Genomic DNA, 17,276 nt, shown 5'->3' on the forward strand with positions numbered 1-17,276 from the left:
GTGCCGCCCTTCGTTCAGCCAGCGATTACATCCAGGCCTGCCTACATCCGGCAGTTCGGCGCATGACCGCCGGCGCGCGCCTGCTGGTATACCGGCAGCAGTTGCTGAGCCTGCTTGTTCAGCGCCTGCGCACGGTTGCCGGAAGACGGGTGGGTGGACAGGAAGGCCGGCGGCTTGCTGCCGCCCTGCGCGCCCATCTTGTCCCACAGCGTCACCGCCGCGCGCGGATCGAAACCGGCCTGGGCCATGTAGCGCTGGCCCAGCGTGTCGGCCTCGCTTTCCTGGGTGCGCGAAAACGGCAGCAGGATGCCTACCTGCGCGCCCACGCCGAGCAGCGCCGCCGCGTTGCCGGCATCGCTGCCGCGCGAACCGGCGTAGATCGTGCCGGCGGCCACCGCGGCCTGCGCCGCCATGTTGTCGGACACGCGCTCCGCACCGTGCCGCGAGACCACGTGCGACAGCTCGTGGCCCAGCACCACCGCCAGCTGGTCCTGGTTGCTGGCCAGCTTGAACATGCCCCGGTTCACGCCGATCCGGCCGCCGGGCAGGGCGAACGCGTTGGCCGTGTCGTCGCCGATGATCTGCACTTCCCATTGCTGGGTGTTCCACGGCGGCGGCAGCACCGCGATCAGCGCGTTGGACACGCAGGTGGCGTAGGCGCGTTCGCGCGGCGCGTCCACGAACTTGCCCTGCTTGCGCATGTCGTTGAACGCGCTCAGGCCCATCTGGCTCATCTGGCTGTCCGACACCATCATCAGCTGCGAACGGCCGGTCGGCGAGGTGACGCAGGCGGCCAGCAGGGCCGTGGCCAGCGGGATGCTCAGGTTGCGGATATTCATGCGGGATCCTCCTTGGCTTGCAGCGGCAAAGCATACCCGCCGGGTCTGCCGAGGCCGCGTGATGTCACTTGATATAGAACGAACGATCGTGCTATTTATGCGGCCATGACGATCGCAACCCACCCCGGCAAGCGCGCGGCCACCCGCGACACCATCCTCGACCACGCCTACGCGCTGGCCCGCCGCGACGGACTGGAAGGCCTGTCGATCGGCAACCTGGCCAGCGACGTGGGCATGTCCAAGAGCGGCGTGTTCGCCCACTTCGGCTCGCGCGAAGACCTGCAGTTGGCCGTGCTCGACACCGGCCGCCAGCGCTTCGTGACCCGGGTGCTGCTGCCGGCGCTGAAGCAGCCGCGCGGCCTGCCGCGGCTGCGCGCGATCGTGGCGAACTGGTTCGAGTGGAGCCGCGAGCACCAGAGCGGCTGCGTGCTGCTGTCCGCCGTGAGCGAGTACGACGGCCGCGACGGCGCGCTGCACGACGGCGTGGTGCGGCAGCAGGCCGGCTGGCGCGACGAGCTGCAGAAGGCGATCGCGCAGGCGATCGAACTGGGCCACCTGCGCCGCGACACCGACGTCGCCCAACTCGCCTTCGAGATCTACGCCCTGATGCTCGGCCTGCACCACGACGCCGGGCTGTTCGGGTTCGACGAAGCCGGCCGCCTTGCCCGGGCGGCCTTCGAGCGCCTGTGGCGCAGCTGGCAAACCTGAGGCGATACCCATGTCCACCGTCATCGACCGACTCAAGCTCACCACCGTGCGCACCGGCTTCGTGCTGGGCGGCCGGATCGCACCGAAGCGCACGGTGAACCGCGCCGCGCGCCTGTTCGCCACCCCGTATGCCAGCAGCCGCAGCCGTGCGCAGGCGGTGCAGGGCGACGCGGACATGCAGCGCGGCGAGTTGCAGGTCAACGGCGAAACCATCGCCACCTACGTCTGGGGCGACCCGTCGACCCAACCCTACGCGCTGCTGGCGCACGGCTGGTCCAGCTTCGGCCTGCGCTTCCTGCCGTGGGTGGCGCAACTGCGTGCGCAGGGCCTGGCCGTGGTCACCTTCGACCAGCCCGGCCACGGCCACAGCACCGGCAAGCTGTGCACGCTGCCGGAATTCATCGCCACGATCCGCGCGATCGGCGCGCGCCACGGCAACGCCGCGCTGGCAGTCGGCCACTCGTTGGGCGGTGCCGCGGTCACCCTGGCGCAGGATGAAGCCTGGCATGCCGAACGGCTGATCCTGGTGGCGCCAGCGGCCGACATGAAGGCGGCAGCGCGGCGCTTCTTCCGCTTCGTGCACCTGGCCGGCCATCTGCGCCAGCCGTTCTACGCATGGCTGCACCGGCGCACCGGCGTGCATATCGACGAACTGCGGGTGGAACGCAAGCTGCCGGCGTTGGGCCAGCCCGCACTGATCGTGCACGACCTCGACGACGCCGACGTGCCGTGGGCCGAAGGCGAGCGCTACGCCCAATATTGGCCCGGCGCGCGGTTGTACACCACGCAGGGCCTGGGCCACCGCCGCGTACTCGACGCCCCTGAAGTGGTCGAGGCGGCGCTGGCCTTCGTGCGCGGCGAACAGGTGGGCACGCGCGTGGTCGGCAGCCCAGACCTCGCGCTCTGCATGTAGGTTTCCCTTCCCTCTCGGAATTTCAGGGGAAATAACGCCGTCGTCCCGGCGAAGGCCGGGATCGCACTTCCGGCCTTCGCCGGGACGATGGCGTGGTAGCTCAAAACTCCGCGTTCCCTGTCGATCCACTAGAATCGGCAAGTTCAAGCACAGATGTCGGAGTTGCCATGAGTTCCCCCGCCAAGCACGTCCCCGCCAGCGCCCCGCAGACGGAAACCACCCCGCTGCGTTTCGTCACCGCGGCCAGCCTGTTCGATGGCCACGACGCGGCGATCAACATCATGCGGCGGATCATCCAGAGCCAGGGCGCGGAGGTGATCCACCTCGGCCACAACCGCTCGGTCGAGGACGTGGTGCGCGCCGCGCTGCAGGAAGACGCCGACGCCATCGCGCTGAGTTCCTACCAGGGCGGCCACGTCGAGTACTTCAAGTACATGGTCGACATGCTGCGCGAGCGTGGCGCCGGCCACGTGCGCGTGTTCGGCGGCGGCGGCGGCACCATCACGCCGGAAGAAATCCGCGAGCTGCAGGCCTACGGCGTCGAGCGCATCTACCACCCGAACGACGGCATGAAGCTCGGCCTGGTCGAGATGATCGAGGACGTGATGCAGCGCGCCGGCAGCGCCGCCGCGAAGCGCGCCGAATCCGAATCGCACGCATTGCCCAAGGTCGACATCGACGACGAGATCTCGATCGGCCACATGCTCTCGGCGATCGAGGAAGGCAAGCTCAGCGACAGCGAACTCGAACACCAGCGCAAGCAGTGGAAGCTGGCCGGCAAGCACACGCCCGTGCTTGGCCTCACCGGCACCGGCGGCGCCGGCAAGTCCAGCGTGGTGGACGAACTGCTGCTGCGCTTCCTGCACGCGTTCCCCGGGATGCGCATCGCCGTGCTCGCGGTCGATCCCACCCGCCGCCGTTCCGGCGGTGCGCTGCTGGGCGACCGCATCCGCATGAACTCGCTGCGTTCCAAGCGCGTCTACATGCGCTCGATGGCCACGCGCCGCCAGCACGCCGCCACCAGCGTCGTGTTGCACGACTGCATCGACTTCCTGAAGAGCCAGCCGTACGACCTGGTGATCGTCGAGACCGCCGGCATCGGCCAGAGCGATTCGGAAATCGTCGACCTGGTCGACTTCCCGGTCTACGTGATGACCAGCGACTACGGCGCCGCCAGCCAGCTGGAGAAGATCGACATGATCGACTTCGCCGACCTGGTGGTGCTCAACAAGTTCGACAAGCGCGGCGCCGAAGACGCACTGCGCGACGTGCGCAAGCAGTGGAAGCGCAACCACACCGCGTTCAAGGTGGCCGACGAAGACGTGCCGGTGTATCCCACCATCGCCAGCCAGTTCAACGACCCGGGCGTGACCTGGATGTTCACCAACCTGTGCCGCCTGATGCGCGAGAAGCTCGCGCTGCCGGCGGAGAAATGGTCGCCCCAGCTCGACACCACGCTGAAGGAACCGCGCGCCACCGTGCTGATCCCCGGCAGCCGCGTGCGCTACCTTGCCGAGATCGCCGAGCAGGGCCGCGCCATCAACAGCGGCATCGCGCACCAGGCCGAATTCGCCAGCAAGGCGCAGCACTACTACGAGGCGCTGAAGGAACTGGGTGATCCGAAACTGCCGCGTCCGCTGGATCTATACAGTAGCGCCGATTTGCATCCCTCTCCCTCCGGGAGAGGGACCGAGGGTGAGGGTACGGGCGGAGCACGCAGCTCCACCTCAGCCCCGAACCCTCACCCCCAACCCCTCTCCCACGGGGAGAGGGGAGAAAGCGCCGACCGCTCCATCCTCCTGCTGCGCCAGCGCTACAACGCCGCCCTCAAGGAACTCAGCCACGAAGCCATCCACCAGCTGCGCGAATGGCCGGCGCTGTACGCATCGGTCACCGCCGACGTCAACGAATACAAGGTGCGCGACAAGGTCATCCGCGTCGAGAACTACCGCGAATCCCTGAGCCACCAGAAGGTGCCCAAGGTGGCGCCGCCGAAGTCCAAGGACTGGGGCGAACTGGTCGGCTTCCTCGGCCGCGAGAACCTGCCGGGCCACTACCCGTACACCGGCGGCGTCTACCCGTACCGCCGCAGCGGCGAAGACCCCACCCGCATGTTCGCCGGCGAGGGCACGCCCGAGCGCACCAACCGCCGCTTCCACTACCTCAGCCAGGGCGGCGCCGCCACGCGCCTGTCCACCGCGTTCGACTCGGTCACCCTGTACGGCGAAGACCCCGCGCCACGCCCGGACATCTACGGCAAGATCGGCAACTCCGGCGTCAACATCGCCACCCTGGACGACATGAAGAAGCTGTACTCCGGCTTCGACCTCAGCGCGCCCAGCACCTCCGTCTCCATGACCATCAACGGCCCCGCGCCGATGATCCTGGCGATGTTCATGAACACCGCCATCGACCAGAACGTCGAGAAGTACCTGAAGGAAGACGACAAGCGCTGGGCCACCGCGCAGCAGTACATCGACAAGCTGTACGCCAACACCTCGCGCCCGCAGTACCACGGCGACCTGCCCAAGGGTAACGACGGCCTCGGCCTGGGGTTGCTCGGCGTCTGCGGCGACGAACTGGTCGACGCGGAAACCTACGCCCGCATCAAGGCCGACACGCTCACCAAGGTGCGCGGCACCGTGCAGGCCGACATCCTGAAGGAAGACCAGGCGCAGAACACCTGCATCTTCTCCACCGAATTCGCGCTGCGCATGATGGGCGACATCCAGCAGTACTTCGTCGACCACAAGGTGCGCAACTTCTACTCGGTATCGATCAGCGGCTACCACATCGCCGAAGCCGGCGCGAACCCGATCAGCCAGCTCGCCTTCACCCTGAGCAACGGTTTCACCATCGTCGAGTACTACCTCGCCCGAGGCATGAAGGTGGACGACTTCGCGCCCAACCTCAGCTTCTTCTTCTCCAACGGCATGGACCCGGAATACACCGTGATCGGCCGCGTCGCCCGCCGCATCTGGGCGCGCGCCATGCGCGAACGCTACGGCGCCAGCGCACGCAGCCAGATGATGAAGTACCACATCCAGACCTCAGGCCGCTCGCTGCACGCGCAGGAAATCCAGTTCAACGACATCCGCACCACGCTGCAGGCGATGTACGCGCTGTTCGACAACTGCAACTCGCTGCACACCAATGCCTACGACGAAGCCATCACCACGCCCACCGAAGAAAGCGTGCGCCGCGCGGTGGCGATCCAGATGATCATCAACAAGGAACTCGGCCTCAACTTCAACGAGAACCCGTGGCAGGGCAGCTACGTCGTCGACACCCTCACCGATCTGGTGGAAGAAGCCGTGTACAAGGAGTTCGAGGCGATCAGCGAGCGCGGCGGCGTGCTCGGCGCGATGGATACCATGTACCAGCGCGGCAAGATCCAGGAAGAGTCGATGTACTACGAGCACAAGAAGCACGACGGGTCGCTGCCGTTGATCGGCGTGAATACGTTCCTGCCGAAGGATCATGGCGGGGAGATTGCTACAGAGATTGAACTCATCCGTTCGACTGAAGAAGAGAAGGGCCAGCAGATCGCCAACGTGAAGCGCTACGGCGAGGCGCGCAATGCGCTGGCGTCAGACAGCCTCAAGGTGCTGCAAGTGACGGCACGCGATCGGCGCAATGTGTTCGAGCAGTTGATCGAGGCGGTGAAGTACAACTCGCTGGGGCAGATCTCGCATGCGTTGTATGAAGTCGGCGGCGAATACCGGCGGAACATGTAAGCCATGCCGATCATCTCCAGCTTCTTCGGTATCTATGTCCGCATGTACTTCGCCGATCACGCACCGCCGCATGTACACGTGGAATACCAGGGGCACGAGGCGCTGGTTGCCATCGAAGATGGCATCATCGTGCAAGGCGAGTTGCCCAAGCGCGCGCTCGCCCTGGTGAAGCAGTGGTGCCTCGACCATCACGAAGAGCTGGAGCAGAATTGGATTCGCGCACAGGCGCTGCAGCCACTCAGCCGCATTCCGGGAGCCGACAATGATTAAATTGATCGCGGTCGAACCAAAAGAGGGGTGGCAGCTGTTGCTGCGTTTCTCCGACGGTGCTTCGGGTGTGTTCGATTTCTCCAGGTTCGTTGAAATGGACACGGAGATGACGGCGCCACTGCGTGATCCGGCGTTCTTTGCACGCCACTTCATCGAGCTCGGTGCACTGGCTTGGCCAAACGGCTTGGATTTCAGTGCGGGGTCGTTGTATCAGCGGCTGCAGGATGAGGGAAAGCTGGTGCGCGACAAGAAGGTTGCCTGAGCAGTAGCCGAAGTGCAGAAGTGATTCGCGCTGTTCGACCGCAAGGGTCCGCTGGATGAATGACTCGCCGAAATCGCCGACGACAAAGCATGAGGGCGTCCGCGAGCCGCTTGTCGATGGCAACGTGCTGGATGTCGTGCAGGTCGGCAGGGGCGATCTATCGGACTGGGTGGAGTTGATGGAGGCGGTGGAGGCGTTGTGCCCGGTGTGGCCGAAGGGGAAACGCCCGATGGCGAAGCAGTTCGAGTTCAGGCTGAGCTGGCCCGGGTTTGACGGACACCTTTGAACGGGGACAATCCCCTGGGAGGTGTCAGATGGTCAAGCGTCAACGATTCACCGCAGAGTTCAAGCGCGAAGCGGTCAGGCTGCTCGATGCCGACGAACTTGCTGCACCACAGGTAGTAGGAGGCCTCGCTGAAACCGTGCTGCCGGCACAACTCCTTCACCGGCATGCCGGCCTCCGCCTCGCAGAAAGCTGATGATCTGTTCCTCGGTAAACCGCTTCTTCACGTCCAATCTCCTTCAGGTGGGAAATTGGACTCCAAACTACGGTGCTACTCAAACCCCCGGGGGACGTCGCCGACACGACGCGGTCGGAGGGCTCGGGGCGGCTATCATGGCGACATGTCCAAGCTGCTCATGAACCTGCGTGACGTCCCCGACGATGAAGCCGACGAGGTACGCGCGATGCTCGACGCGCAGCGGATCGCGTTCTACGAAACCCGGCCCAGCATCTGGGGTATCTCGGCTGGGGGAATCTGGATCACGGAAGATGCGGCCTTCGCGGACGCCAGGCGCGCGATGGACGACTACCAGCAACAGCGCGCGACCCGTGCCCGTGCCGAATACGCCGCTGCCAAACGCGCAGGCACCGCGGAGACGTTCATCACGTTGCTTCGTGCAGACCCGCTGCGCGTCGTGATGAGCTTGTTGGGCATCCTCTTCGCATTGGGCCTGGTGACGCTTCCGTTCTTCCTGTTGCGCGAGTAGGCCGCAAGCAGGAACAAAGGGGACGGAGTGAGGTGGCCCGCGAAACCGGGACCAGGCGAAAACAGGAGGCAAAGTGCACTTTCTTGAAAGTCGGCTCTGCCCCCCGTTTTAGTCGCTCGCCCACCCGTCCGTTTCGGGGGGGGCCGAATCCCGCTTTACGGATTGGGACTGGGATGCGGGTTGTCGGGCAGCGGTGGAATCGCGCGCAAGTATTCATAGATCGCACGGAGGTCGAGATCGGTTTTCTTCCCGAACGCCGGCCACGGCATGATCTGCAGCAGTGCCCCTGGCGGGTCGAGCGGGTTGTGTCCCGTGCGCAACGTCGCGATGAATTGATTGAGGGTCAGTCCCGCCGGCTTGCCGGTCAGGTCGGGCGTGAGATTGGCCGACTTGAACGGGGATGGCGGAAACAAACGGCCACCAGCCATGAATTCAGCCGTGTTGATACGCTCAGGCTGGCCGAGATAGGGATTGCCGCCAGGGGCAAACGCTGGATTGGTATGGCAATCGTTGCAGCCCCCGGTGTTAACGATGTAGCTCCCGAGGCCAACCAATGCAGGGTTCTTGCCGTTGAGGTTGAGCGGCACCGGGTTCAACGCGAAACCCTGCCTGACCCTGCTCTCGTTGTCTTGGGCATGCAAGGCCGCGACCGGGATGGTGGCGAACGCGACACCAAGCAGCATGGACTTGGTAAACCTCGCACCACGGGCTGGACGTTTCATCTTTCCTCTCCTCGACTGGGTGGAAGCCAACGACGCGTTCTCCGCTTCGGGCTTCCATCTTCTGGACGAGGACAAGAAAGCCTTCGCGTGATCACGTCGCACAAACCTACAACTGACCGCCGCGATGGGTCGGGCGGCGGCGAGGTAGATCGAGGGGCGGTAAAGCCATTCTGTACCTTGGCGCGTAAGCGCCCTGTGACGGCAATGCGAAGCTGCCGACGACAATTCGGCAAATAGGCAAAAAGTTGTACGCAGGACCGCACGCGGACCGAGCCATCAAGGGGTGGGCCTTGAGCCCGCGATTCTGTGCCATGCACGACGTGCACCTGGACGGGATCCGCGATGACCGATGAGTGTTTGGACAGCAGTAAGGGCCGCTGACGCGGCCCTAACCAGAACGGTGACTGGCGCGATCTTGGCGCCGCATGAAACACAACGGCGGGTGGTCAGCGGCAAGACGGGCATCTACCCTCGGCATCACCGGGGAAGAGCATGTGCGGGCCTCTTGACTGCGGACGGCGAAATGGTGGCGCCTTTTTGCCTTGGTGTCAGGGACGAATGGCGCTTACTTAAAGCTCGTCATCCCCGCGAAAGCGTGGATCCAGCACCTCCGGCAGCCTGAAGTCACTGAATTCCCGCTTTCGCGGGAATGACGGAAACCGGAGCTTTGCGCTTAAGATCAAGCGCCATTCGTCCTTTTGACACCTTCTGCCTACGAGAGGAATTCCACCAACAGCCGGCGCTTGGGCTCGGGCAGGTTGCGGAAGGCGTCGAGCAGGCGGCTCTCGTTGTCGGTGAGGCGTCGATAGGCGGGGGATTTTTCCGCCACGGCCAGTTGGACTTGCCCGCGGCCCGTGGCCAGCCATTCGAAGCTGGCGTCGAAATCCTTCGCCAGTTCGATGATGCGGGCAAGCTCGGGCAGGGTGAGGCCCGCAAGCCATTTGCGGGCAGTCTCACGCGACACGGCGTAGCGGTCGGCCAAGGCGCCCGTCCTTCCGCGCCCTTCCTCGAAGCGGGCGCGATCCAGCATCTGCCGCAGGCGATCCGCGAATTCCTCGTAGGTGGCAGCCATCCGGGTTCCTGTGGTTGCATCGTCGCCAGGCGCTTGTGCGCGGCGACGTTGAGTGGTCGCCACGATTGTTGCGCACCCGCATTCGCGACAAGCCACTTTCTGGTTGTTGACAAAACCACTTGTTGGTTGCAATGTGCCGGCCATGAAGTGGATCGCCGCCATCGTTGCCAGCCTTGTCGAGCACGTTGCGGCCGGCTTCGCATGCGGAGCATGCCATCTTCGAAAGTGGCAGCGGAGCGTTGCGCTGGCAGCGGCGCAACGCTCGCATCGTCAATGCGCGCAGGTGCGGAACATGGCGTGGCTGTTCAAGAAAACAGGGCGGAATCCACTTCCTGACTTGTCTGCATGGGCAGCCGATTGGGCGAGGCCGGCGCGACGTGATACCTGCGTCGAGCACGGCGGCCAATACATCATCCTTCGGGGAATACGCCCGCCGTTTGTTGGCGGTTTCTGACCGCCCGACTCCCCGTCCGTCGTCATGCCGTGGACGGGCACTTCATGGAACAGGAGGCGACCATGTCGACGTTCGATTCGGATGATCTGGGGACGATGGGCTATTTTCTGCCGGAGGACAGCCAGCTACGGCTGAAGAAGCTGCGCGAGTACGTCGAATTCCTGTCGCACCTGGCGCAACCGCGGCGGCCGGACGAGGAGCAGGAATGTCTCCCCGAGATTCGCGTGGGCGAAGTGGCGATCTGCCTGGAATTGCTGGCGGAGCAGATGGGGCTCGTGCTGGACGAGTTGTCCTGGCCGGCGGAGCGTGGTGACAGGGTGGCTGCGCCCGGAGCCGATGCGGGGCCGGATGCTTCGGAGGCTGACGCACCGGAACCGGAAGCCGTGGAGCCGGTGCCTGACGAGGCGGGGAGTCGCTATATCTTCGGCGTCACGCTGAACCAGATCGATGAGATCAACCTGCTGATCGGCATGATCCGGGCCCTTGGCGATGTGGTGATCGCCAACGATGACGCCGAGTTCGCCGACCACACGCTGTCGACCCTTGGGGATGCGATCTTCTCCGACGCGGAGAAGCTGCGCGACATCATTGACGACGTGAATGCGCAGCGGCTCGGACCGGCGCACGGTTCGCGGACCGGCGTGGAGGAGGTACCGGCCGCGTATCGCATCGAGCAGATGAAACCGGGGCGGAGGAAGTCAAATGCCAGGCTCGGGTCCAGGAAAATAGCGCGTCGATTGACTCCGCGCCGGGTGATGCGGAGAGGTACGCCGGGGATTTCCAGGCGAGCTTGACGAGGCATGCAAGGGGCCGGAGACGGAAATGCCTCGGAGGTCTACACGCACCGTGGCAGATCGCGGGCAGGCGGCATGGCGTGGGTAGGCGCAGACCGGGCCGAAGGTCGTTCAATTTCCTTGACTTTCTCCGCCCCGGTTTCGCATCGCTCACCGGGTTGCCAGGCGGAAGCCGAAGTTGCCGAGGAGGTGGCCTCGATGCCAGCGGACGCGCCCACCGTGGGATGGTTCGGTCAATACGGGAGTACGGCGGGAGCGCCGGTGCACCTTGCCGATGAAGCGGTAACCGATGGTGTGCACGGTGGCGATGTAGCGCGGGTGGAGCGCCGAATCACCCAGGGCACGACGCAGCTGCGAGATCGCGTGGCTCAGTACGCCCGGTGTGACGCAGCGGTGACCCCATGCCGCATCAAGCAGCGTGCCTTTGTCGACCACCTTGCCCGCCTGCTGCAGCAGCGTCACCAGCACCGTATAGACCTTGGGCTCCACTGGTTGCGCTTGACCATCACGTTCCAGCAGGTGTGCGGATGGATCGACGACGATGCCATCGCATTGGTATAGCCAGTGGTCGTCCAGTTCGGAGGAGGACATGATCGTGCCTCTCGGAGACTCACCCTGCGAGCGTAGAGTGCGCCTGTTGGTGACACCGTGCCATCTGCCAGAGGTAATACGTGCCGCGTGGTCAGTGCTTGCGCCGGATCCACGGGCACGGAAAAACAGGCGGATTGGCACGATTTTTCCCGGGGTGTTACCGGGGGATTCCCGCAGGAGCGGCGGCAGTGACCGCCCTGCGTGTCGGTGACATCTTCCCGGCGCGCTCGCTGCATCCCGTGCGTGCTGCCAGCCATCGGATGCCGCATATCGGACGATGGTTTATGGGTCTTCGACTTTCGCATCCCGCAGGCGGGACTGCCGAAGATCCTCAGCGGATCCACGCAGATTCCACACAAATCCTTCAAGCAAGCGCGGTGGCTCCAGCTCAAAATCACCCCACGGACCATTGGCGCCCGTCGGGAGGTATTCATGAAAAAGCAGCTGATCATTGCCACGACCATGGCGCTCGGTCTTGCCGGCGTCGGCGGCGTCGGCTTCGCCCAGGACGAGACACAGACCACCAACATGCAGAAGGTCACGGTCACCCTGCCACCAGCCCAATACGAGACCTACGTCGTCGACTTGAACCTTGGTTACGGATTGGAGGCCCATGTCGGCAACACACACCGTCAGTACATGCGGGCGCAGCGGGCGGCGCAGCGGTCGGAAGCCCTGCGGATGAGCGGCATGTCCCAGCGGCCATTTGTCACCGTGGCCATCGACAACTCGTCCGGCCCTGGCGTGGCGAGGCAGATCCGACTGATCGGCCCCGCCCGGGACACGGTTGCCATCGTGAACGTGTATTGCAAGCGGGCCGTGCCGTCGGGAGGCAAGCATTGCTTGTTGGCACCCCTGCCGGTGCGGGGCAACACGTACAGCCAGCCCCTGGCGTCAACACAGGTGGGACGTCTGGAACTGGCAGAAGTGGATCTGCATGACTGAGCGGGAGTGCAAAAAGAGAGGCGCTGCCACCGGGGCGGAGTGCTCGACCAACGTGTCCGGAAAGTCCGGGGCACCTCATCCGATCCTTGCCGCCCAGGCGCAACGGTGCTCTGCCCAAGAGGCGCCTACATCTGAGGCATCGCGGCAGGCGTGCCGTCGGACCAGGTGGCGACTCCGACCAGGAAGACCGACAGCGGCGGCAGGGCGTCAGCCTCGGCTCGATGGCCCGGCGTATAGAACCAGTAGCTTCCGCCGAAGATCGGCGAGCCGGGCGCGTTGGCTCCCCAATCGGCGGCATCCCTCAATGGGACATAGAACATGACGTGTGCCATGTCATGGTCGCCGTCATCCGACAGGTAGGCGGATTTCGACATCATGTAGCACATGGCGCCCGGCTCCAGCGGCGGGATTTCCCTGGTGCGCAGGGCGGCCTTGATGCGGGCGGCGATGTCGGCGTCGGTGCGGCCGGCAAGGGTCATCGCCGTGCGAAGTTTGGCGATCGGGGTGACGCTGCGCGCGGCCTGCGGGTTGTCGCATCCGGCGGCGCGGATTTTCGGGTTCCATCGCTCGGGCCAGTCGGGGGCGCCACTGAAGCCTCGTGCCACCCAGCAGACAAACCCGTTGGTGCCGGTAACGGCGGTCTCGTAGCCGGTGCGGGTCAGGACCAGCACGGTCGCATCCCTGGAAATGGATGCGGGCGCGGCGCTTCTGGCCAGGGCGATTTCCTGGGCACGGCCCATGAGGTAGGCATCGACCGCCGCCATGCGGGAATAGGGCCCGGCCGGACCCGCGACGGCGCCGGTGGCGGCCAGCAAGACCAGTGGCGTGCATGCCATCAGCCTGGCGGCAAGCCGGCCCATGAACGTCATCCTCGTCGTTCTCCGCCCGGCCCGGGGAGCGCCGCCGTCGTCGAGCGAAACGGCCCCTTTCAGCACTGGCTTTCTCATCGTGATCTCTCCTGTCGAAGTGGGCCTTGCGACCTCACTGGAACGACGATGGAGAGCTTCGCAGATCGACATCAGCCGAAATTTTTTTTCGCGGGGCCACGGCTCCTCGCGAAGCTGCCTCATTCGCCGATGCGCCGCCAAACCGAAATGGGCACGTTGCCGTCCGGACGCGGCGGCACCCGATAGCTGAGCGTGTCGCCGCGCAACTCGAAGGCGCGGCGTTGCTCTTGCCCCTCCCAATTGGGGAAGGAGGCGCCTTCGATACGGAACACCAGCTGGTGCCGGCCCGGATCGACCGCCATCGTGCCGTAATGGGTGCTCGCGCCCATCACGGCCGCCCGGTATTCCTGCGCGCTGGCCTTGGCCTTGTCCGGGTTGGCGAAGCGTGGGCGGTCGGCGCGGAAAAGCTGCAGCGAGTAGTGCCCAGCGCGGTCGATCAGCAGCAGGCCCTTCGGCGCATCGCCATAGTCGTGCGAGCGCGAACCGTCCGGATGCAGCACGTCGGCCGCCACCAGCGTCCAGGTTCCGGCCAGCGAAACATCGCCGCGGGTGTCGGCCGCCCCGATGCCCAAGGACCAGGCCACGCCGGGCAGCAGGCAGGCGATGGCGGCAAGGCGGGGGAACAGGCGGTGCAGGTTCATGGGGCTTTCCTCTTTCGAAATCGGGTGGCGCGCTCGTGGGTGAGGCCTCGCCGATCGTAGGGCTTGCCGACACGCGGAAAAACCGAATAATTCGAGGGCAACACTTTCGAATTTCTTACCGATGCCGCTCCCCAATCTCGACATGGACGCTTTGCGCAGCCTGGTGGCGATCCTGCGCCTGGGCGGACTGGCCCGTGCCGCGGAGCGGATCGGGCGCTCGCCCTCGGCGATCAGCCAGCAGATGCGCAAGCTGGAGTTGCAGTTGGGCCAGCCGCTGTTCCGCAAACAGGGCCGCCGCGTGGTGTTGACCGAGGCGGGCGACCGGGTACACGCCTACGCACGCCGCATCCTGGAACTCAATGACGAAGCGGTCCACGCGGTGCGCGGCGCGGCGATCGGCGGTACGGTGCGCTTCGGCCTGCCGGGCGATTTCGCCGAGTCCTGGTTGCCGGCGGCGTTGGGACAGTTCCGGAAGGCCTACCCGGCGGTGCGGGTGGATGTGCTGGTCGAGCGCAACGGGGTGCTGCTCGAACGGCTCGATCGCGGCGAGCTCGACCTGGTCCTTGCGCTGAACCAGGGCGGGCGCGCGGACGCCGAGCGTCTGGCCACGCTGCCGATGATCTGGATCGGGGCGGCAGGAGCGGGCGAGGTCGTGCGGACCGATACGGCGCTGGATCTGGCGCTCTACCAGCCGCCGTGCTTCTTCCGCCAGGCGGGTACGGCCGCACTGGATCGGGTCGGCATCGCCTGGCGGCCGGCCTTCGTCACCGCCAGCCTGCACAGCCTGTGGGCCGGCGTGGCCGCGGGCCTGGGTATCACCGTGCGCACGGGCGCCGACCTGCCGCCTTCGCTGGTGCGCCTGGATGAACGCCACGGCCTGCCGCCGCTGCCGGGCGTGGACCTGTGCCTGCATGTCGCCCCCGGCCCCCCGTCGGCGGCGCTGACGCACCTGCGGCAAGCGGTGATGGAGCAGGCGCGGATGCATCTGGCCCGGAACACGGAATAAAAGGGACGCGGCTAATCAACCCTTGCCCAGGCGAGCTAACCGGGCCGCCATTTCGCCGCCGGGGTCGATAGGCACGCACTGCTCTTCCCCGTGATGGAGCACGCTCCGATCCGCGCCAGCATGCAACAGTAGCGCGGTCGAGCATGGCCAGTCCCGGCGCGTCGACATCGACGGCGCCGGCCCATGCTGTTTCGAAGCATTCTGCGTGCTGCCCGGGGGCACGCGATACGCATCCTTTCACTGCTTCCCCAACAGCCGAAGCTGTCAGCGGGCTTTGCGAAAAGCCGCGCGCAGCGCCAAACCAAGCAAAAAAACGGCAAGACAGAGGGCATGGCAGGTTTCCCGGCGAATCCCCGGAGCGCGCGGCTTCCACCCTCCTCGGTCGACCGGTCTGCCATGCCCCGGAATCGCCGAACGATGCTCAGTACCGCGCTGCGGTCAGCGGTGCATCGGCCCACTGCCACGCGGCGGCCTGCCGCTTCGAGGTTTCGCGCGCGGCGTCGGTCTGCCCGAGTTTCTGTTGCGCCTGCGCCAGGCCGAACAGCGACCAGCCGTTGAGCGGGTAGGTCTTCAGGTCCTGGTCGAACGCTTCCGCCGCGCCCTTGGCGTCGCCCGCTTCGAGCAGCGCGGCGCCCAGGTAGGGGCGGACTGGCAGCGGCCAGTCGGCCGGTTCGTTGTAGGCCAGGGCGTCCTCGGCGGCTGCCGCTTCGCGCAACGCGGCGATGGCCTGCGCGCGCTTGCCCCGCGTGCGCAGCAGTTCGCCGCGCAGCAGGGCATCGGCTACCCGCAGGACGCCGTCGGCGTGATTGATGTCGAAGAAGCTCACCTTCGCCATGGCCGGGTCGACGGCGATCGCATGCAGGGCGTCGGCCTCGCGCGCGGCCTCGGCCAGTGCGCCCTTGCGCGCGTGCGCCATGCCGCGGGCGAAGTGCCGGATCGCGGCAGGGTACGGCAGTTCCGGCGGCGCGGCGGCATCGGCGAGGATCGCGTCCCAGTCGCCGAAGCGGACCTGGGTGAGCAGCGGCGTGACCACGAACTGCTGCATGAATTCCATCGGCGCCTCGCCCATCACGGCACGGTCGGCGCGCCGGGCGGTCTGCTCGGCCGCCTGCAGCGCCAGCGTGCGCGACCCGGTCAGGCCCGTCGTCATCGTGGCGAAGTGCCAGTTGTGCGGCACGTAGCCCAGCGGGTAGACCCCGTTGCTGCCGCGGCACATCGCCAGGAAATTCTTGTCCGCAGTGGTGGCGGAGAGATTGGTCAGGGTTGCGTCGTGGTAGCGGCCGACGCGGATGTAGATGTGCGCCGGCATGTGCACCAGATGGCCCGAGCCGGGCGCCAGCGCCGCCAGGGCGTCCGCCCAGGGCTCGGCGCGCTGCGGTTCGGGCGAGGCCTCGATGGCATGGATGTAGTAGTGCATCGCGCCGATGTGGCGCGGGTTGCGCGCCAGCACGCGTTCCAGTTCGCCGAGCAGGCGCGGGGTGAATGCCGCCGGAGCGCCGTCCTTTTCCCAGTACGCCCATGGCGAGAGATCCATCAACGCTTCCGCGTACAGGGTTGCCGCATCGTCGTCATCGGGGAACTGCTCGGCCACGCGCGCCATCGCGTCGGCGTAGGCGCGGTCCAGCGGCTTGCGGTCCTCCGGCACCGGGTCGGCGTAACGCGCCTGCAGCGCCTGGATCAGCGCCCGGTCGACCGGGCGCGCCGCGGCGGCCAGGCTCGCGGCGCGCCCGGCGAGGGCGGTGGCGTCCTTCGCGTGCGCCGGATCCATCGGCAGGTTGATGTTCGGCCCCAGCACCAGGGCCTGGCCCCAGACGCACATCGCGCATTGCGGGTCCAGCCGCGCCGCCTCGGCGAAGGCGCGCCCGGCCGCTTCGTGGTTGAAGCCGTAGGCCATGCGCAGGCCCTGATCGAAATAGCGTTGCGCGGCGGGCACCCGGGTGGCCACGTCGTGGTGCAGGTCGCCGAAGGTATCGAACAGCGGCAGCGCGGCAGCCTCGGGGGCGGATGCGGTGTCGCTGGCCGCCTTCGGCGCCGGGTCGCAGCCCACCAGCAGGATCGCCAGCAGCAGCAGGAGCAAGGATCGACGGATCATCGTGGTTCTCCCGTGGTGTTGCCAGACCGTAACGAAGCCCGTGTCGGATGCGGGCAAGGGAAACGCGATTGCATTGGTATTGGCGTTGCCGCCGGCGCCGGATGCGCTACTCCCCAGGTAGCCTCTCCCGGTTGTCCGCCCGCGAAAGGCGGGCTTGAGCCGGTCTTGCATGCATCGATGAAGTCGCCGCCTTGGCATTGTCTTGGCTACTTGCCACTGCTGGATTGTTCTGTTGCGCGCTCGAACAAATCGGTACAGGCAGAATGCAAAATGGAACCGCCGAAAGCTCGCCG

Annotated in this window: 18 protein-coding genes and 1 pseudogene; 11 read left to right on the forward strand and 8 right to left on the reverse strand. The window is 66.0% G+C overall.

Annotated features, from left to right (window positions below):
- Positions 1 to 41 precede the first annotated feature (41 nt).
- Positions 42 to 839 carry a M48 family metallopeptidase gene (locus KK131_RS11990; RefSeq protein ID WP_214556962.1) on the reverse strand — a complete coding sequence of 266 codons (798 nt, stop codon included), beginning with the start codon at positions 837 to 839 and terminating at the stop codon, positions 42 to 44.
- A gap of 105 nt (positions 840 to 944) precedes the next feature.
- On the opposite strand from KK131_RS11990, the gene KK131_RS11995 reads away from it, so the two are divergent.
- The 6 genes from KK131_RS11995 to KK131_RS12020 all read left to right on the forward strand — a co-directional run bounded on the left by KK131_RS11995 (position 945) and on the right by KK131_RS12020 (position 7,015).
- Positions 945 to 1,547, forward strand: a complete 603-nt coding sequence (locus KK131_RS11995) for a TetR/AcrR family transcriptional regulator (RefSeq protein ID WP_214556963.1) — start codon at positions 945 to 947, stop codon at positions 1,545 to 1,547.
- 10 nt (positions 1,548 to 1,557) lie between these two features.
- Positions 1,558 to 2,460 (forward strand): alpha/beta hydrolase, encoded by a 903-nt coding sequence (locus KK131_RS12000; RefSeq protein ID WP_214556964.1) that lies wholly within the window; start codon positions 1,558 to 1,560, stop codon positions 2,458 to 2,460.
- A 167-nt stretch (positions 2,461 to 2,627) separates the two neighbouring features.
- Positions 2,628 to 6,197 (forward strand): methylmalonyl-CoA mutase family protein, encoded by a 3,570-nt coding sequence (locus KK131_RS12005; RefSeq protein WP_214556965.1) that lies wholly within the window; start codon positions 2,628 to 2,630, stop codon positions 6,195 to 6,197.
- Positions 6,198 to 6,200: 3 nt separating this feature from the next.
- Positions 6,201 to 6,467, forward strand: coding sequence for a DUF4160 domain-containing protein (locus KK131_RS12010; RefSeq protein ID WP_250887233.1), 267 nt, complete (start codon positions 6,201 to 6,203; stop codon positions 6,465 to 6,467).
- Positions 6,460 to 6,729, forward strand: a complete 270-nt coding sequence (locus tag KK131_RS12015; protein ID WP_214556966.1) for a DUF2442 domain-containing protein — start codon at positions 6,460 to 6,462, stop codon at positions 6,727 to 6,729. Before KK131_RS12010 ends, KK131_RS12015 begins: the two co-directional genes overlap by 8 nt.
- 55 nt (positions 6,730 to 6,784) lie before the next feature.
- Positions 6,785 to 7,015: a hypothetical protein gene (locus KK131_RS12020; protein WP_214556967.1), complete on the forward strand. Its 231-nt coding sequence runs from the start codon at positions 6,785 to 6,787 to the stop codon at positions 7,013 to 7,015.
- A gap of 82 nt (positions 7,016 to 7,097) precedes the next feature.
- On the opposite strand, the pseudogene KK131_RS12025 reads toward KK131_RS12020, so the two are convergent.
- Positions 7,098 to 7,239 (reverse strand): annotated as a pseudogene (locus tag KK131_RS12025) (transposase); the annotation flags it as partial.
- Positions 7,240 to 7,353: 114 nt separating this feature from the next.
- On the opposite strand from KK131_RS12025, the gene KK131_RS12030 reads away from it, so the two are divergent.
- Positions 7,354 to 7,719, forward strand: coding sequence for a DUF6164 family protein (locus KK131_RS12030; protein ID WP_214556968.1), 366 nt, complete (start codon positions 7,354 to 7,356; stop codon positions 7,717 to 7,719).
- A 155-nt stretch (positions 7,720 to 7,874) separates the two neighbouring features.
- Here KK131_RS12030 and KK131_RS12035 read toward each other — a convergent pair whose 3' ends face one another.
- Entirely contained in the window at positions 7,875 to 8,441 is a 567-nt protein-coding gene (locus KK131_RS12035) for a hypothetical protein (protein ID WP_214556969.1), read from the reverse strand.
- A 712-nt stretch (positions 8,442 to 9,153) separates the two neighbouring features.
- The gene (locus tag KK131_RS12040; RefSeq protein ID WP_250887234.1) at positions 9,154 to 9,675 is read right to left on the reverse strand and encodes a helix-turn-helix domain-containing protein; all 522 of its coding nucleotides are present in this window, start codon (positions 9,673 to 9,675) and stop codon (positions 9,154 to 9,156) included.
- Between KK131_RS12040 and KK131_RS12045 the strand changes: the two genes are divergently transcribed.
- Both KK131_RS12045 and KK131_RS12050 read left to right on the forward strand, forming a co-directional pair.
- The gene (locus KK131_RS12045; protein WP_214556970.1) at positions 9,656 to 9,967 is read left to right on the forward strand and encodes a hypothetical protein; all 312 of its coding nucleotides are present in this window, start codon (positions 9,656 to 9,658) and stop codon (positions 9,965 to 9,967) included. The two genes, KK131_RS12040 and KK131_RS12045, sit on opposite strands and share 20 nt — an antisense overlap.
- Before the next feature lie 62 nt (positions 9,968 to 10,029).
- Entirely contained in the window at positions 10,030 to 10,761 is a 732-nt protein-coding gene (locus KK131_RS12050; RefSeq protein WP_214556971.1) for a hypothetical protein, read from the forward strand.
- A gap of 150 nt (positions 10,762 to 10,911) precedes the next feature.
- Here KK131_RS12050 and KK131_RS12055 read toward each other — a convergent pair whose 3' ends face one another.
- Positions 10,912 to 11,352: a winged helix-turn-helix domain-containing protein gene (locus KK131_RS12055; protein ID WP_214556972.1), complete on the reverse strand. Its 441-nt coding sequence runs from the start codon at positions 11,350 to 11,352 to the stop codon at positions 10,912 to 10,914.
- A 432-nt stretch (positions 11,353 to 11,784) separates the two neighbouring features.
- On the opposite strand from KK131_RS12055, the gene KK131_RS12060 reads away from it, so the two are divergent.
- Positions 11,785 to 12,297, forward strand: coding sequence for a hypothetical protein (locus KK131_RS12060; protein ID WP_214556973.1), 513 nt, complete (start codon positions 11,785 to 11,787; stop codon positions 12,295 to 12,297).
- Between the two features lie 125 nt (positions 12,298 to 12,422).
- Here KK131_RS12060 and KK131_RS12065 read toward each other — a convergent pair whose 3' ends face one another.
- Together KK131_RS12065 and KK131_RS12070 are read right to left on the reverse strand one after the other, a co-directional pair.
- A complete protein-coding gene (locus KK131_RS12065) occupies positions 12,423 to 13,244 on the reverse strand; it encodes a hypothetical protein (protein WP_250887235.1) in 822 nt (273 codons plus the stop codon).
- A gap of 119 nt (positions 13,245 to 13,363) precedes the next feature.
- Complete coding sequence (locus tag KK131_RS12070; protein WP_214556974.1) at positions 13,364 to 13,885, reverse strand: lipocalin-like domain-containing protein; 522 nt, start codon at positions 13,883 to 13,885, stop codon at positions 13,364 to 13,366.
- A 121-nt stretch (positions 13,886 to 14,006) separates the two neighbouring features.
- Here KK131_RS12070 and KK131_RS12075 point away from each other — a divergent pair, with 121 nt between their 5' ends.
- Positions 14,007 to 14,891 carry a LysR substrate-binding domain-containing protein gene (locus tag KK131_RS12075; protein WP_214556975.1) on the forward strand — a complete coding sequence of 295 codons (885 nt, stop codon included), beginning with the start codon at positions 14,007 to 14,009 and terminating at the stop codon, positions 14,889 to 14,891.
- Between the two features lie 421 nt (positions 14,892 to 15,312).
- Here the strand turns inward: KK131_RS12075 and KK131_RS12080 are convergent, their stop codons facing one another.
- A complete protein-coding gene (locus KK131_RS12080; RefSeq protein ID WP_214556976.1) occupies positions 15,313 to 16,983 on the reverse strand; it encodes a tetratricopeptide repeat protein in 1,671 nt (556 codons plus the stop codon).
- Positions 16,984 to 17,276 lie beyond the last annotated feature (293 nt).

The sequence above is a fragment of the Rhodanobacter sp. LX-99 genome (assembly GCF_018599185.1).
GTDB lineage: Bacteria > Pseudomonadota > Gammaproteobacteria > Xanthomonadales > Rhodanobacteraceae > Rhodanobacter.

Coding starts and splice junctions, on each gene's coding strand:
- KK131_RS11990 (WP_214556962.1), bottom strand. CDS start 839: ATGAATATCCGCAACCTGAGCATCCCGCTGGCCACGGCCCTGCTGGCC.
- KK131_RS11995 (WP_214556963.1), top strand. CDS start 945: ATGACGATCGCAACCCACCCCGGCAAGCGCGCGGCCACCCGCGACACC.
- KK131_RS12000 (WP_214556964.1), top strand. CDS start 1,558: ATGTCCACCGTCATCGACCGACTCAAGCTCACCACCGTGCGCACCGGC.
- KK131_RS12005 (WP_214556965.1), top strand. CDS start 2,628: ATGAGTTCCCCCGCCAAGCACGTCCCCGCCAGCGCCCCGCAGACGGAA.
- KK131_RS12010 (WP_250887233.1), top strand. CDS start 6,201: ATGCCGATCATCTCCAGCTTCTTCGGTATCTATGTCCGCATGTACTTC.
- KK131_RS12015 (WP_214556966.1), top strand. CDS start 6,460: ATGATTAAATTGATCGCGGTCGAACCAAAAGAGGGGTGGCAGCTGTTG.
- KK131_RS12020 (WP_214556967.1), top strand. CDS start 6,785: ATGAATGACTCGCCGAAATCGCCGACGACAAAGCATGAGGGCGTCCGC.
- KK131_RS12030 (WP_214556968.1), top strand. CDS start 7,354: ATGTCCAAGCTGCTCATGAACCTGCGTGACGTCCCCGACGATGAAGCC.
- KK131_RS12035 (WP_214556969.1), bottom strand. CDS start 8,441: ATGAAACGTCCAGCCCGTGGTGCGAGGTTTACCAAGTCCATGCTGCTT.
- KK131_RS12045 (WP_214556970.1), top strand. CDS start 9,656: ATGAAGTGGATCGCCGCCATCGTTGCCAGCCTTGTCGAGCACGTTGCG.
- KK131_RS12040 (WP_250887234.1), bottom strand. CDS start 9,675: ATGGCGGCGATCCACTTCATGGCCGGCACATTGCAACCAACAAGTGGT.
- KK131_RS12050 (WP_214556971.1), top strand. CDS start 10,030: ATGTCGACGTTCGATTCGGATGATCTGGGGACGATGGGCTATTTTCTG.
- KK131_RS12055 (WP_214556972.1), bottom strand. CDS start 11,352: ATGTCCTCCTCCGAACTGGACGACCACTGGCTATACCAATGCGATGGC.
- KK131_RS12060 (WP_214556973.1), top strand. CDS start 11,785: ATGAAAAAGCAGCTGATCATTGCCACGACCATGGCGCTCGGTCTTGCC.
- KK131_RS12065 (WP_250887235.1), bottom strand. CDS start 13,244: ATGAGAAAGCCAGTGCTGAAAGGGGCCGTTTCGCTCGACGACGGCGGC.
- KK131_RS12070 (WP_214556974.1), bottom strand. CDS start 13,885: ATGAACCTGCACCGCCTGTTCCCCCGCCTTGCCGCCATCGCCTGCCTG.
- KK131_RS12075 (WP_214556975.1), top strand. CDS start 14,007: ATGCCGCTCCCCAATCTCGACATGGACGCTTTGCGCAGCCTGGTGGCG.
- KK131_RS12080 (WP_214556976.1), bottom strand. CDS start 16,983: ATGATCCGTCGATCCTTGCTCCTGCTGCTGCTGGCGATCCTGCTGGTG.